The organism is Alkalicoccus urumqiensis, assembly GCF_002993335.1.
In the GTDB taxonomy this organism is placed as follows: Bacteria; Bacillota; Bacilli; order Bacillales; family Salisediminibacteriaceae; genus Alkalicoccus; species Alkalicoccus urumqiensis.
The window spans coordinates 161581-176595 of record NZ_PVNS01000004.1 but is presented as its reverse complement, the minus strand read 5'-3'; the positions used below and the strand labels follow the sequence as shown (position 1 = coordinate 176595).

The 15015-nt window shown below is 52.2% G+C and carries 14 protein-coding genes; 10 read left to right on the top strand and 4 right to left on the bottom strand.

Annotated elements, in window-relative coordinates; all coding sequences use genetic code 11:
- Positions 1 to 11: 11 nt before the first annotated feature.
- Complete coding sequence (locus tag C6I21_RS05595; protein WP_105958469.1) at positions 12 to 755, bottom strand: sulfite exporter TauE/SafE family protein; 744 nt, start codon at positions 753 to 755, stop codon at positions 12 to 14.
- Positions 756 to 927: 172 nt separating this feature from the next.
- Between C6I21_RS05595 and C6I21_RS05590 the strand changes: the two genes are divergently transcribed.
- Positions 928 to 1746: an alpha/beta fold hydrolase gene (locus tag C6I21_RS05590; protein ID WP_105958468.1), complete on the top strand. Its 819-nt coding sequence runs from the start codon at positions 928 to 930 to the stop codon at positions 1744 to 1746.
- Positions 1747 to 1756: 10 nt separating this feature from the next.
- Entirely contained in the window at positions 1757 to 2713 is a 957-nt protein-coding gene (locus tag C6I21_RS05585) for a sensor domain-containing diguanylate cyclase (RefSeq protein WP_105958467.1), read from the top strand.
- A gap of 97 nt (positions 2714 to 2810) precedes the next feature.
- Here the strand turns inward: C6I21_RS05585 and C6I21_RS05580 are convergent, their stop codons facing one another.
- Entirely contained in the window at positions 2811 to 3371 is a 561-nt protein-coding gene (locus C6I21_RS05580) for a sugar O-acetyltransferase (protein ID WP_105958466.1), read from the bottom strand.
- A gap of 83 nt (positions 3372 to 3454) precedes the next feature.
- Between C6I21_RS05580 and C6I21_RS05575 the strand changes: the two genes are divergently transcribed.
- A complete protein-coding gene (locus C6I21_RS05575; RefSeq protein WP_105958465.1) occupies positions 3455 to 4609 on the top strand; it encodes an acyl-CoA dehydrogenase family protein in 1155 nt (384 codons plus the stop codon).
- Positions 4606 to 5247, top strand: a complete 642-nt coding sequence (locus C6I21_RS05570) for a hypothetical protein (RefSeq protein ID WP_181186118.1) — start codon at positions 4606 to 4608, stop codon at positions 5245 to 5247. The genes C6I21_RS05575 and C6I21_RS05570 overlap by 4 nt, the downstream gene beginning before the upstream one ends.
- Positions 5248 to 5302: 55 nt before the next feature.
- On the opposite strand, the gene C6I21_RS05565 is transcribed toward C6I21_RS05570, so the two are convergent.
- Complete coding sequence (locus C6I21_RS05565; protein ID WP_105958463.1) at positions 5303 to 6469, bottom strand: TraB/GumN family protein; 1167 nt, start codon at positions 6467 to 6469, stop codon at positions 5303 to 5305.
- A 198-nt stretch (positions 6470 to 6667) separates the two neighbouring features.
- On the opposite strand from C6I21_RS05565, the gene C6I21_RS05560 reads away from it, so the two are divergent.
- The 6 genes from C6I21_RS05560 to C6I21_RS16400 all read left to right on the top strand — a co-directional run bounded on the left by C6I21_RS05560 (position 6668) and on the right by C6I21_RS16400 (position 13520).
- Positions 6668 to 7264, top strand: coding sequence for a YpjP family protein (locus C6I21_RS05560; protein WP_105958462.1), 597 nt, complete (start codon positions 6668 to 6670; stop codon positions 7262 to 7264).
- A 167-nt stretch (positions 7265 to 7431) separates the two neighbouring features.
- Entirely contained in the window at positions 7432 to 9147 is a 1716-nt protein-coding gene (gene cydD / locus C6I21_RS05555) for a thiol reductant ABC exporter subunit CydD (protein WP_105958569.1), read from the top strand.
- Positions 9144 to 10853, top strand: a complete 1710-nt coding sequence (gene cydC / locus C6I21_RS05550; protein ID WP_105958461.1) for a thiol reductant ABC exporter subunit CydC — start codon at positions 9144 to 9146, stop codon at positions 10851 to 10853. Before cydD ends, cydC begins: the two co-directional genes overlap by 4 nt.
- A gap of 74 nt (positions 10854 to 10927) precedes the next feature.
- Positions 10928 to 11488 carry an RNA polymerase sigma factor gene (locus C6I21_RS05545; protein WP_105958460.1) on the top strand — a complete coding sequence of 187 codons (561 nt, stop codon included), beginning with the start codon at positions 10928 to 10930 and terminating at the stop codon, positions 11486 to 11488.
- Complete coding sequence (locus tag C6I21_RS05540; RefSeq protein WP_142393216.1) at positions 11485 to 12348, top strand: anti-sigma factor; 864 nt, start codon at positions 11485 to 11487, stop codon at positions 12346 to 12348. Before C6I21_RS05545 ends, C6I21_RS05540 begins: the two co-directional genes overlap by 4 nt.
- Positions 12349 to 13055: 707 nt before the next feature.
- Positions 13056 to 13520, top strand: a complete 465-nt coding sequence (locus C6I21_RS16400) for a hypothetical protein (RefSeq protein ID WP_181186117.1) — start codon at positions 13056 to 13058, stop codon at positions 13518 to 13520.
- A 163-nt stretch (positions 13521 to 13683) separates the two neighbouring features.
- Here the strand turns inward: C6I21_RS16400 and C6I21_RS05530 are convergent, their stop codons facing one another.
- The gene (locus C6I21_RS05530) at positions 13684 to 14940 is read right to left on the bottom strand and encodes a YeeE/YedE family protein (RefSeq protein WP_105958457.1); all 1257 of its coding nucleotides are present in this window, start codon (positions 14938 to 14940) and stop codon (positions 13684 to 13686) included.
- Positions 14941 to 15015: the final 75 nt, after the last annotated feature.

Genomic DNA, 15015 nt, shown 5'->3' with positions numbered 1-15015 from the left:
TGTACTGTTTTTCAGGTCCCGAGAAGAAGCCGGAGCCCGCCGATGACAGCGAAAACAAGAATAATCCGCTGGAACCACAGCTGTGGAAGTTTTTCAACAAATCGAATACCGAGAAACGTACCTGCAAGAATGACCGGAACCATCCAGGCATTAAGGGCAAGTGATGCGCCGGTTATCAGTCCAAGCGAAGTGTAAAGCGGTATTTTAATGAGATTCACCGTGAGGAAAAACCACGCTCCGGTTCCGATGAATGCCTGCTTTTGAAGACCTGCAGCGAGAAGAAAGATAGCCATAACCGGTCCTGCAGCATTTCCGATCATTGTCGTAAATCCTGCAAGGGTTCCGAGAAGAGCGACAGCAGGGAGAGGAGCACCGTCCCGGCCCGGAGCCCCGCGGCGGGCATTCACAACCTGTAGAAGCGCCATGAGAACAACGATAATACCGAGGACGATTTCAATCGGACGGCTTACATTAACGAAAAATAAAAACAGGAAACCGATAAGCAGTCCACCGCTCACCCACGGAAGCAGCCGCCAGAGTGTTTTCCAATCCGCGCTGCGCCGGTAATAGGTAACTGCTACAATGTCAGCCGTTATCAGCATCGGCAGGACGATGCCGATGGATTCTCTTGCTGGAAAAACAGAAGCCATTACGGCTACAACGAAAATTCCTAGTGTCGGCAGGCCGGTCTTTGAAATGCCGATCAACAGAGCACATCCTGCAACGATGAGCCAGCCGGCAGCATCCAGTTCCATCGTTTCTCCACCTCCTGTCGGTGTAATCGTTCTTCAGCTTATCATACTTCAGCCACTGTTTCAGAAAGCATGCCTGCCTAAGCTGAATGCGCTTTTAGAAGAGTGTTTCCTACGGCGTTGGACCCAGTAATTATGCTATACTTAAACTAAAGTAGAAAAAAGAGGTGGGCGTATGGCTCCGTACACATTTAAACAGCGTAATAACGCACAAATTGAAGGGGGAGGGGGACAGAAACTCGTCCTTGCACATGGGTTCGGAACGGACCAGCAGGTCTGGTTTCAGATTGTTCCGGAGCTTGCTTCATCCTTTGAAATTATGACATTTGATTATACCGGAGCCGGACATTCCCGTCTGGATGCTTATGATGAAAAGCGTTATGCCGAATTGGAAGGGTATGCCGATGACATCATAGAGCTTCTGGATGAAGCAGGCTGGGATAACGTTTTCTTTGTCGGCCATTCGATCAGTTCGATGATTGGTGCAGAAGCGGCCATTAAACGGCCGGATCTGTTCTCCCACCTGGTGATGATCAGCCCCTCGGCTCACTATTTGAACGACGGGGACTACCGGGGCGGATTTGACGAGCAGGAAATCGATGAGCTGATGACGTTTATGGAACGTAACTACCGCGAGTGGTCGAAAACAATTGGGACGGTGGCTGCCGGAAATGAGGACCGTCCGGAAGTGGCGGAAGATTTCATCGGTCGTCTGAGAAGAAATGACGAAACGATCACGAGGCAGTTTGCGAACGTGACATTCCGTATTGATATGCGGGAACGTGTCAAAGAGCTCACTGTCCCTGCAAGTATTCTGCAGACGAGCGAAGATACGATCGCACCGGTGGATGCAGGGAAATACCTGGAGGAAGTTATTCCGGATGCCTCGATGCATATTATGGAAGCGAACGGACATAACCCGCATTTAAGTGATCCAGAAGAAACGATAAAATGGATCAGGAAGCTGCTTTTAAAGGATTCTATGGAAGAATAGAGGGACGACAATGGATTTTACGTACGATGAGGTGCCCTGCGGCCTGCTGACGTTATCAACGAAAGGAATTATTACCGATGTGAATAATACCTTTGCGGCAATGGTCGGGTTTTCGAGGGAGAAGATTATTGGTAGAAGCATGAGGGAGTTCCTTACCCGCCCTTCCCATATCTACTTCCAGACATTTTTTGCGCCGATGGTATCTATTTATGAGAAAGTAGAAGAGTTTCATCTGACGCTGCTGTCGAAAAGTGAAAGAAGAATACCTGTACTGGTTAACGCTGCGGCGGGGCGGTCGGGTGTCCGGTGCGCAGTTCTTCAGATGAGCTCCCGCGAAGCATATGAAACGGAAATTCTCCATGCAAAGCAGGATGCGGAAAAAATACTCCGTGATAAAGACGCCGCTTTCGTTCAGCTGCAGCAGGTTATGGTGGAGTTTGAACAGAAAAGGCGTGAGCTGACAGCGCTGAATGCGGAACTGCAGGAAATGACGGTTACCGATCCGCTTACCGGTATCCGGAACCGCCGCTTTGCCGAGCAGCGGCTCCGCAGGCTGCTTCAGGCCGCAGAGGAGAGTGGTGTGCCTTTTTCTGTGCTGCTTCTGGATATCGATCACTTCAAGCTCGTGAACGATCAGTTCGGTCATCAGACCGGGGACGATGTATTAAAAGAGCTGGGTCAGTTTTTGACAGAGACTGTACGTGGAGAAGACGTCGTGGCCAGACTAGGCGGCGAAGAATTCCTCATCCTGCTCGGCTCTGCAGAAGGAGAATCAGCACTTGCGGCAGCACAGCGTATTGTGGGGCAGGCAGCTGCGCGCCGATGGAAGACCGTCGCTGTAACGATCAGCGCGGGAGTAGCCTCTTTCCAGAAAGGTGATACGATTAAAAACATTTTCTCCAGGGCAGACGAAGCATTGTATCAGGCGAAAGCAAACGGCAGAAACCGGGCCGAAGCTTCTTTTTAAGGCATGCCTGGAATCTAAATAAAGGAGAGCGCCGACTGAGGCGCTCTCCTTTTCTATAGAAGGCATCAACGATATTAGGGCATGGCCTTAAAGACCACTAGTCATTCGCCATCGTACGGATGACTTCTGCAGGAACACCGGCTGCAAGCGTGTCCGGCGGAATATCTTTTGTCACGACAGCGCCGGACGCGATAACCGCTCCGTCTCCAATCGTCACGCCGGGGTTGATGACCGCCCCGCCGCCGATCCATACATCACTGCCGACAGTAACCGGAAGCGCTGTTTCCAGACCGGTGCGGCGTTCATGCTTATTGAGAGGGTGTGATGCCGTATAAATATGTACACCTGGAGCAAGCATCACATCATTTCCGAATCGGATCGGTGCAGCATCAAGGAGGACGCAGTCGAAATTGGCATAAAAACGATCGCCTGCATGGACGTTATAGCCATAGTCCACCTGGAAGCGGTTCTCTACATAGATGGACTCTCCGCAGGATCCGAGAATTTCTCTGAGCAGTTCCTCTCTGGATAACGTATGTTCCTCATTCATCTCATGCAGCTGGCGGCTCATCCGTCTTGCGATAAACCGGTCCCGGCTGAGTTCGTCACAGGCCGGGTTATACTGCATACCGGCAAGCATCTTCTCTTTTTCTGTCATCGCCATTCACCCCTTTTAAGCAGTCATTTTTCTAGCTTATCATGAACACCTGCGTTAAGATACGAGTAACGAGGTGATCACTGATGACGCAATTTCTGCATACCTGGCTGGAACAGCATGAAGAAGAGCTGAAGCAGCAGGGATTTGCACATGATAAAGAAGGAACATTTCCCGAAGCATCTGTCCGGCGCCTTCAGGAGGCGGGCTATCCGGCGGTGACGATTCCAGCATCTATCGGCGGGGGTGGAGCCGGGTTGACGGAGTGGCTGAAGCTGCAGCAGCGTCTGGCCTCGATCGATGGAGCCCTTGCTCTGTCGCTCGGCTGGCATACAGGAATGATGTTTCATGTCCAGGCTTACGGCCTCTGGGAGGGAGCTCTTTATGAACAGCTTGCCTCCGAGGTGGTCAACACCGGTGCGCTGTTTAATGTAGCTGCGACAGAGCGGGGCTCCGGAAGCCCGACCCGCGGAGCCCTGCCGGAAACAAAAGCAGTGGATACCGGGACCGGCTGGAAGCTGACAGGGAGAAAAGCGTTTACGACAATGCTTCCTGTCCTGGATTATGCTGCCGTTACAGCTGAAGTTGGAGACACTGGGGCGCAGGCGCAGTTTCTGGTGCCGATGGACGCTCCCGGCGTGACGATGGAAGAGGCTTGGAATATGATGTCCATGCGGGGAACCGGGAGTCATGATCTTGTCCTAAACGGCGTGGAGATTCCGCAGGAAAACAAAATTACGCTTTCGCATCAGGAATATGAGCCCGTGACGGCGTGGCTGCTTCATATCCCGGCCTGTTATACAGGTATTGCCGAAGCAGCGCTGAATGAAGCGTGCCGGTTCGCCTCTGAGTATTCCCCGGGCAGTCTGGATACGACGATTTCTGAACTCAGCCACATCCGTGACAAAATTGGTACGATGGAGTTGAAGTTAAAAGAAGCCGAAGCGGCTGTATATTATGCTGCTCATTTATGGGAGCAGGCAGCGGATCATGAACGTCCGCACTTGAAAAATCACCTCGCCCAGGCGAAACATACTGCGACCAACCGCGCCCAGGAAATCGTCGATCTGGCGATGCGTGTCGGAGGAGCAGGAAGTCTGTCGGCAGACAGTGCCATGCAGCGCTACTACAGAGATGTCCGGGCAGGACTGCATAACCCGCCGATGGACGACGCCGTTATTGCACAATTAGCAGAAACATCCTTACACCAGAGAGGCAAAAAAACCGCAAAGAAGGGATGACAATGTTTTTTGACGATGTCCTCCGCCATGGCAGCCCACCGCTGGAATCCATTCACCGGTTCCGCCGTTATACAGAACTTGATCTTCGGCGGCTCGCATCCAGCGGCGCAGTTGAAAAAGATTACCGCGGGTACTACATGTTTGAAGTAGAAAAATCGGCACATAAGGAGCCGGTACGGACGGAAAGAGTTTACTTCGAGGAAACGTTCCAGTGGATGGAGCAGGAAATGAGAAAACGTTTTGATGCAGCTGCATCTGTTTATACGTCTATACAAGGAGACCCTGTGCAGCGGCGCAGAGTGGAAAAATTTAAAGAGCTGATGCGGCTTGACTATGAACTGCTCATCCTTTTAAATATCTACAGCGGACGATTCGGCTACCCGTTTTATTCGGTCCGTCAGATACGGGAACTGATTCAGGACAAGCTGTCACTGGGTATTGCCGCACATGCGTTAAAGCGGTATGAAGAAACACCGCTGAATACGATGATGCGTATGGATCCAATCCTCGGCAGACGGTATTCGCCGGAAGAGCTTGCCGGGAGTACGCCGGGATTCAAGCAGAAAAAACCGGAAGAGGAAGTATTCCTATATACGATGCCTTATGGTCAGAACCGGGAAAAACGCCCAAAGAAATAGCTGAATATATGTCAGGGCCGGAGCGCTATGCTCCGGCCCTGACCTGCGTATCCTGTTAAAAATTCTGAAAGAACGTCCGCAGTACGTCTGCGCCACCGATGAACGTGCCGAGTGTGCTTCCGATATTCGTCAAAATGACGACGAGAAGTATGCGGGTGACTTTGTTATCCCAGAATCCTTTCATCGTCTGGACGTCATCAGAGATGGATTCCAGGTCCCCTACATTCGGCTTCCGCACATACGCCTGCACGAGACCGGAAAACCATCCGGCTGCCATCAGTGGATTTAGTGAACTGAATGGAGCGACGAGGAAGGCTGTCAGCACGGCGAACGGATGGCCGAAGGCAACAGCTGCACCAACAGCGGACATGCCGCCGTTCCATAAAAGCCAGCTGATCGTCTGATCCCATCCTGCAGAAGGGTTGTTCATGAACGTAAAAAGAATGACAGATAAAATGGCGATCGGTATCGCCCAGCCGATAATTTTCGGCAGTGGCGATTTTTTTGGCCGGGTCGAGAGTTCCTCGAGGTCCTGTTCTTCGTAAATGTGATTTTTTATCCCCGGCACGTGCGCAGCCCCTAACACGGCGATAACTTTTTCTCCCGGTGCTTCACGGATTTTCTGGGCCAGGTATTGATCCCGCTCATCAATGAGAGGCGTCTTTAACTCCGGAAACGCTTCGGAAAATTCATGCATCGCCGCATTGAGCGTGTCCTGCTGTTTCATTTTTTCAAGCTCGGCCTCGGAAATGTTCTCCTGAACGAGGATACTTCCGAAAACAGAAGTCATGAGTTTCCCTTTTCCAAAAAAACCGAGGTTGCCCCAGATGCGGGCAAATGTTGTCTGAATATCCCGGTCGGCCAGAACGAGTTCGGCGCCTGCAGCTTCCGCAGATTGAATTCCCTGAATCATCTCCTGACCGGGTTTAATTCCAAACTGCTTAGCCATCCGGTTCTGGAACGAGGAAATAGCCAGGTTCATAAACAGAAGGGTCGCTTTTTTCTCCCGGAGCACTTTGAATATATCCATCTGCCGCCAGCGGTCACTGTTCATGACGGACTCATACCGCTGTGCATCCAGTTCCACACAGACGCTGTCCGGCTGCTCCTGTTCGATCACCTGCTTTACTTCAGCGGCACTTTCTTTTGATACGTGTGCCGTTCCAATCAGAATAATTTCCCGGCCGTCAAGCGTCAGCCGTGTTATTGTATCTTCACTCATCCAATCTGCCCTCATTTCAGAAAACTGTCTGTTTCATATATTGAACGAATCCGCCGGTTTTTTCAACTGCAGAGCGTCGGCAATTTTGTGAATACAGGGAAGAAAACGATTTCATCAATGGACGAAACACCCATGCGCAGGCTGCTGATCCGTGGTACACTACGTATAACGTCAATGACAGAAAGGAACGTTTTGGACATGAAGCTTTGGATGCGGCGCCTGACGATCGTGATGATGTCCGTATTGACTCTCGGAGCCTACATACCTCCGCTGGACTGGGACGATAAAGAAAACGCGGACGAAACAAACCCGGAGAAAAAAGATGCGGACCTTGCGTTCAGTGAAGTGGAGGACAGCTCCGCTGAACTGGAAGAAGAGCTCTGGTCACTGGAGGAATACCTCGATGATGTGACGGAGCAGGCAAGAGAGCAGACGATATCCAAGCTCGGTCCAAAGATTTATAACAAAGTTGAAGGGGACGTCATGGAAGAGATTCTGCCGCAGATCGAGGGGGTTATTTCCTCGCTCTATGAGTCAGAGGATCAGGAAACGGTGTCATCCTGGACGATTACTGAACATCCGTCATCCGGATATGGAGAGAAAATTTTCCATATCTATGATGAGCAGGAGGAAACCGATGTCCTCCGTTTTCATGTCCGCCGTGATATGAAGCCGAAGCAGGGATATTATTTCAATTTCCATTACCACGTAAAAGATGATGGATTTGAAGCGCATCATACGCTCGGTGATGTATACTGGGATAAAAATACTCCGCCGAAATGGATGTCCCATTAATGATGAATTGATCCGGAGACGCCGTGACCGTCTCTGGATTTTTTTCGTTCTGAACAAGTCTTTGCAATCGCGGAGCCTGCTTATTCTGCTGTATAATAGCAGGTTAGAAGCAGTTGTAAAAAGTGCAGCTGCAGGAGAAAAGATCGGAAGGAAAGGAGCCGTGGGGAATGACGGCAAAAGAAAGGCTCAAAATGCTTTCAAAAGAAGATAAACGCTCGAGACAGCTGCTCATGCTGATCTCGTCCCTGATCGGGCTCACGACGATCGCCCAGGCATACTTTATTGTATCGGTGGCAGACCAGATCTTCCTCGGCGGCGCGGCACTGCGTGAGGCGGTTCCGGCGCTTTCGGGAGTGCTCGTCTCGCTCCTGGTGAGGGCTGTGCTTCAATATGTGAACAATCTCACAGGAGAGCGTCTGGCACTGAAAATGAAAAAACGATTCCGCAGGGAACTTGTACGCTCCTTTAAACATCATCCGATGGATGGAGACAACACGAGAACTGGGGGTAAAATCAGCCTTCTGCTGGATGCCGTAGATGAAATGGATGCTTATTTTTCCCATTACTATGTCGTCATGATGCAGTCGTCGCTCGTGCCGCTCTTTCTGCTCGGAGCCATCTTTTATGCGAACTGGATTTCCGGGCTGATTCTGCTTGTGACCGCTCCGTTCGTACCGATCGTCATGGCAGTGATCGGCCGGAGCACACAGCGCCGGTCGGAAGAGCAGATGGAAAAGTTAAACCGGTTCTCCTCTACGTTTTTAGATATCGTGCAGGGGCTGACGACGCTGAAGCTGTTCGGGCGTTCCAAACAGCAGCAGGCTGCTGTGGAACGGGACAGTCTCCGCTACCGGGATGCGACGATGGACGTATTGAAAATCGCGTTTTTGTCCGCGCTGATGATGGAATTCATTTCGATGCTGAGTATATCGCTCGTCGCGCTCGAAGTCGGGCTGCGCCTCGTTTTATTTGACCAGCTCACCTTTGCGACCGCCTTTTTCGTCCTCATTTTAGCGCCTGAATTTTACGCTTCCTTAAAGGAAATGGGCGGCGCGTTTCATGCAGGCAGAGGAAGTATGGCTGCGGCGGAACGTGTTTTCGAAGAAATCGATAAAGAGGAGCCGGAGTCCTGGGGAACCAGACCACTGCCGGAGCGGTTTACGATGTCATTTAAAAACTGGCATTATACGTATGAAGACGGTCGTTTTCAGCTGGGGCCTGTCGATCTGCACTGCCCGGAAGGTTCCGACACGGCGCTGATCGGACCGAGCGGATCGGGGAAATCAACGCTTCTTCATGCAGCTGCAGGACTGCTGAAGACGGATGGTATTTATGTAAATGAGGAGCCGCTCCGGACGTACCGGGAGGAAGACTGGTACAGAGCTCTTGCCTACGTAACACAGCATCCGTATATATTTGCCGGAACGCTCCGGGAAAACATTCTTCTCGGACTGAAGGAAGCCGGGGAGGCAGATGTAGAGGAAGCGGTCGAAAAAGCCGGACTGAAAGAAACGGCAGAAAGTCTTCCCGACGGTCTTGATACCGTTGTCGGAGAAGGCGGGAGAGGTCTTTCCGGCGGAGAAAAACAGCGCGTGGCACTTGCGCGTGCTTTTTTAAAAAAGCCGGCAGTAATACTATATGATGAACCGACAACGGGACTTGATATCCGGACAGAGCGTATTCTGAAAGAGTCGATGGAGGAACTGGGCCGCCGCGCCGTGGTCATTACCTCCGCCCACCGTCTTCACACCGTGCGGAGTGCGGATCAGATTGTGCTCCTGCGCGGAGGGTCTGTAGAATCGACCGGCACCCACGAGTCACTCCGGGATACGGATCCGGTCTATCAGGAAATGCTTCACGTACAGCAGGGAGGGAGAGCATGAACGTTATCCGGGGCTTTTTATTAAAAGAGAAAAAAGATCTGGCATTGTCCATTCTTTTTGGATTTCTCGCCGGAACCGGTGCCGTGGCCCTTTTTGCGAACAGCGGCTATTTGATTTCCAAAGCCGCAGTCACGCCGCCGCTTGCCGTGTTGACGGTGACGATTGCTCTCCTCAAGCTGTTCAGTCTGACGCGCGGTCTCAGCCGGTACGGCGAGCGTCTCTATTCCCACCGGGCGACGTTCTCGATGCTTGCTTCCGTCCGCGGACACTTTTTCCGCAGACTGGAGCCGCTCGCACCAAGGCTGTTCCACCGTTATCAGAGCGGGGAACTCCTGTCGCGGATTGTCGGGGATGTCGAAACGATGCAGAATTACTTTCTGCGCGTCTACTATCCGCCGGTCGTTATGACAATCATCTTTCTTGCGACGATTGCATTTACGCTTTATTTTTCCTGGCTCACCGCACTCATTTTAACCATCGGCGTTTTATTGACCGGCTGGCTTCTTCCGGCTCTCTACCGATCCCTTGAACAGGACCGGGCGGCACTTGTCAGAAGCGGTCGTGGAAAAGCGGCATCTGCAGCTGGGGAATTTCTGCGCGGATACCGTGAACTGCAGCTGTACCAGAAGCTGCAGGAAAAAGAGACAGAATTAGTAGAGCGTCTGGAAGCTTATGATGAAGAAAATGCCCGTGCCTCCCGGCGCAGGCTCTCACTTACAAGCGTCAATCAGACGGTGGCGTTTGTTGTATCCTGGTCGGTGCTTGCAGCGGCAGCCTGGAGTGTTTCTTCCGGAGCGCTCGATGGTGTTTTTCTTGCCATGCTTGTAATGATCAGCCTGACCGTCTTTGAGAACACCGTGCCGATGGCGGTTTACCCTTCGTACGCTCAGGAGACAAAAGCTGCGGCGGACCGGCTGGATGATGTGATGGAGGATTCCTCGCTTATGCTTCCGGAAGGGGAAAGCAGGGAGGTGCAGTGGGACCAGGCGCCGGCCGTACGTTTTCGCGACGTGACATTTACGTATCCGGGTGAACCGAGGCCGATGCTCCGGAACATCTACGCCGAACTTCCTGCCGGATCAAAAACGGCCGTTGTAGGCGCGAGCGGATCCGGGAAATCGACACTCGTTCAGCTTCTGCTCCGGTTTTATCTGCCGGATTCCGGCAGTGCGGCCATCGATCAGGTGGAAACGACGGTTTTAAATGATGCATCGATCTGGGAACAGACGAATGTCGTGACCCAGGAACAGCATTTTTTTTATGGCACGCTCAGATCCAACCTGAGTCTCGCAGATCCGGAAGCAGAAGAGGAAGAAATTCAAGAAGTACTTCAGCGTGTCCACCTTCATTACTTGGACCCGGGCATGCTGCTTGAAGAAGGCGCGGAGAACCTTTCCGGCGGGGAACGCCAGCGGCTGTCGCTTGCCAGGGTGCTTCTCCGCAAAAAGAAGCTGTGGCTTCTCGATGAGCCGACTTCTTCGCTGGATGCTGTGACCGAAGCTTCTGTCCTTCAGGAACTTCTGGATGCTGCCGGAGATGCGACCGTACTGTATATCAGCCACCGCCTGCAGGATCTCGATCGGTTTGACCAGATACTGGTAATGGATAACGGCGTGATTGCCGAACAGGGAACAGAGAAAGAGCTGCTTCGAAAGAATGGACTCTATGCGCAGATGAAACAGATTGAATCTATGATGATCGGTTGACGAAAAAAGTGATCCATTTCACGATATGAAACGTATTCTATGTAGGAGCAGTATCCTGCAGTGAGGAGGGTTCTATGGCGGGACAAGAGGATCTGCACTTGTACGAACGCATCGTCCGGCAGGACGCAGATGCGCTCGAAGCATTGTATGATAAATATGAAAAGCTGCTTTATTCGTTTGCGTGGAAACTTACCGGAGATGCCGGTACCGCAGAGGAAGTGGTCCAGGAAGTGATGATGAAGTTATGGAAAGGAACCGCAGGGTATCAGGCGGATAAAGGCAAATTCTCCTCATGGCTTCTCACCATGACCAGAAATGCCGCGATCGATCTTCTACGTAAGAAAAAACGCCGTGATGAACAGACGGTGCATCAGGAGACAGAACCATCGTCTGACTCGCCGGCTGTTGAAGATCTGGTGGAATGGAAAGAGAAACGAGAAGAGATAAAAGGAGCGATGATGAAGCTGAAAGAAGAGCAGCGGATGGTCATTCAGCTCATTTACTTTGAAGGCTTGTCCCAGCAGCGGACAGCCGAGCAGATCGGGATACCGCTCGGTACCGTAAAAGGAAGAGTGCGGCTTGCACTGAAACATCTAAGAGAAGAACTGGCATCAGAAAGGGGGGAGTGGCAGTGAACGAGCATCTTTGTGACCGTGTGATCGATTATTTCAACAACCAGATGACAGATGAGGAAAAACAAGCATTTGAAGAGCACCTTCATCAATGCGAAGCATGCAGGGAAGAGTTGAAAGAGCTTCGTGAACTGACCGGAGAACTCCCGTTTATGAGTGAACCGGTGGAGCCGCCGGAAGGCATGAAAGCACGAATTCTGGAAAATGTCACAGAATCAACAGAAGAGGAAAAAACGAACGGAACAGAGCCTCGAACGGAATCAGCGGTAACGGATATCCGCCCAGAGCCGAAAAAGCGGAGACGGGGTGTCCCTGTGTGGGCATTCGGTGCGGCTGCCGCTGTCCTGCTTTTCTCCATAATCGGAAATGCCGTTTTGTTCACAAATCAGCAGCAGCTGCTTTCCGAACAGGAGTCGCTGGAGGAGCGGAATGAAGAACTCGTCTTTGAAAGAGACCTTCTCGAATCGGATTATCAGGCACTTCTGGAAGAATCCGATGAGGATGATCCCCGCGGTGTATCGGACGTGCTGCTGGCCTCCAACCTGAATGCAGCCGGCCAGGAATTCCAGGGAGAGGGGTCCGCAACCATTATCTCTGAGAACGGCCACGTAGACCTCGTCATTTCCGTCCGGAACATGCCGGATCTGGAAGGAGAGCAGGCATTTCAGGCGTGGCTGATCGAAGGAGAAGTTCCCGTTTCCGCCGGAAGCTTCACGATTGATGAAAACGGGAATGGAGCGGTAACGTACCGTCTCAGCGGAGAAGAAAGCGGTCCGGATCAGATTGATCAGATTGCGGTAACGCTGGAGCCGCAGCCGAACAATGAACAGCCGCAGGGGGACATTATTCTGGCCAGTCAGTAGATCGAGGAGGGATACAGTGACGACGCTTCTTTTGTCCGGTGTCATGACCGTACTTCTTGCAGGAGTCATCTTTCTCCTCTACAGAGACCGGCTCAACCGGCGGTAGCTGAATAAGGTAAAATAGGATAATACGAAAAACGGACCGCCTGCCTGTAAATTGTTACGGGCAGGCGGTTTTACTTAGAGTACAAGAAAGTATAAAATTCGAAGCCTCTTCCGAGCAGGGATGCCAAGGGTTTTGGCATTTTAAAGCTTTGTTAAATTAACTATTTGCTTCTGTTGGTAGAGCTTCTCCGCGTCTCGGCAGAAGCTTGCCGTGGGCTTGTCTTCCAGCCGGGCGGTATTTGCGCGGCTGGAGAGCATGAGTGGAGCCGGCCTATGGTTTGAGCCGCAGGGCAGCGATCTTCTGCCATGCGGCGCGGCCGCGCGGAGCCATGCTTCTTAAAACGAAGCGTTGTCCAGCTGCAGCACCCACTCGCTCGAGGTTCCTTCACCCCTGCCGAAGAAAGCGAAAAGCGGCTTTCGTCGGCAGGGCTTCCAGGACTAGTCGCTCGTGACCAGGGCGCTTCCGCTTTTCGGGACGACTGCGCTTGATCCCACCGGCGTCTCTGCCGAACGCTCCGAAGCGTAGTAAAATAGAGCTGAAATACCAATGATCCATAGCAGGACCGGTGTCTATAAGGCAAAGATGACCTCGTACAATTCGATTGGATTACCGTATTCACTGTGCAAAAGGGACCTCTTCGATCAAGCGTTTTCTTCCAACCTGCCGAAACCGGAGGCCGTCGACTCCGGGAGGATCCGAACGAGGCGAAAATCCACGCCGCGTCAAGCGGTTGAAAGCACGAGCGGAGCCGGCCTTTGGTTTAAGCCGCAGGGCAGCGGTCTTCTGCCATGCGGCGCGGCCGCGCGAAGCCATGCTTCTTGTAATTGAAGTATTGTCCAGCTGCAGCACCCACTCGCTCGAGGTTCCTTCACCCCTGCCGAAGAAAGCGAAGATCAGCTTTCGTCGGCAGGGCTTCCAGGACTGGTCGCTCGTGACCAGGGCGCTTCCGCTTTTCGGATTCCCTCCGGAACGCGTACGGCTGCAGGTGCAGGCAGAAAGCGGGTACCTGTTCAACAAACGTCTCTTAGCTTTTAAGATCAGGCGGTTTCTGCCTGGTTTATTTTAAAGATCTCGAATCAGCCTGCGGTGTAACTCTTCACCGTCTTTCTATAGTCCAGAAACTTATCGTTCTTCATACCAAAAGCTGCGGCTGGTCTTCTCATAGACCGCCGCAGGTTTTCTCTCGATCGTTGTAACAGCAGTGCTGAAAGAGGTTTTCCCCCTCTGAGTCAGCAGAAACTGTCTTTTGATTTTGGTACGCTCAACCCGAACAGCGGGCGCAGGTAAAGAGCGAAGAACGTTCCGAGTAGTGCCATGACGGCCCAGATATAACCGTGCACACTGAACGAAGCGATTCCGCCGAAGTAGGCACCGATGTTACAGCCGAAAGCAAGGCGTGCACCGTATCCCATGAACAGGCCGCCGATGACTGCTGCAGCAACGTTTCCGCCGGTGATCCCGGAAAAGCGGAACAGGCCGCCCATCGCGGATGCCATAAAAGCACCGAGAATGACGCCGAAATTTAAGATTGTGGTTGTGTCAGAGAAGATAGAAGCCTGAAGCATCTGGGCATTGTCTCCCTGCCAGTACCCCCAGGAGGCAACATCCATACCGAATGTGTCTGCCACTTTCGAGCCCCAGAGAGCGAAAGCGGAGGTGATGCCCCATGGCTGGCCCCGTGTCATTAATGTCAAAGCATTCAGGACGGCAAGCACGATTGCTGCGGCAAAAAGCGGCCAGGAACCACGCAGGATCCGCTTGAAACCTTTTTCAGAAGGAACCGGCGCCATCGGCGGAGCTTTCCGCTTCCGCTCAACGACGAGCGTAATCCATGCGATCAGTCCGAACAGCAGAATGGAAACGAGCCATGCGCCGCCGTATCCAAGCCCTGTAGATGTAGCGAGCGACACTGGCTCTGTGCTTGGCATCTGATCTGTCCAGAACGGCAGATGCGCGGCTCCGATTACAGAGCCGACAATAAAGAATAGCAATGTAATGAACATAACGGTTCTTCCGGCTCCGACTGCGTAGAGCGTACCGGAAGCACATCCGCCGCCGAGCTGCATGCCGATTCCGAATAGAAAGGAACCTACAATGACGGAAACGCCGATAGGAAATACATATCCGCTCACTTCCACATCGAAAAAGGAAATGCCGAATGCAAGAATGGGAGCAAACAACGTCACGGCGGCACCGAGCATGACCATGTGGGAACGGATGGCTTTACCGTTACCGACAGAGGCAAACCGGCGGAAGGCAGACGTAAAGCCAAACCGTGCATGAAACAGTGTATAGCCTAATAGAAGGCCGATCAGAAGCAGAACCGGCATCATCGGCTCCTGAGTAATGAAAAGAAATACACCGAGAATGGCAGTTACAATTAATGCACCTGTCACTAAGTTCATCTGCGGCGCTGCCAGGTCTTTAGAGGAACGTTTTTCCGTATCTTCCTGGGCACCTGTGCCCTGTACAATGGTTTCTGACATGATCGAAACCCTCCTTTTCTGAGTTATATTATCGGGATTTACGAGCTTATTTTACGGGGAGGCTGTTCTGCTGTC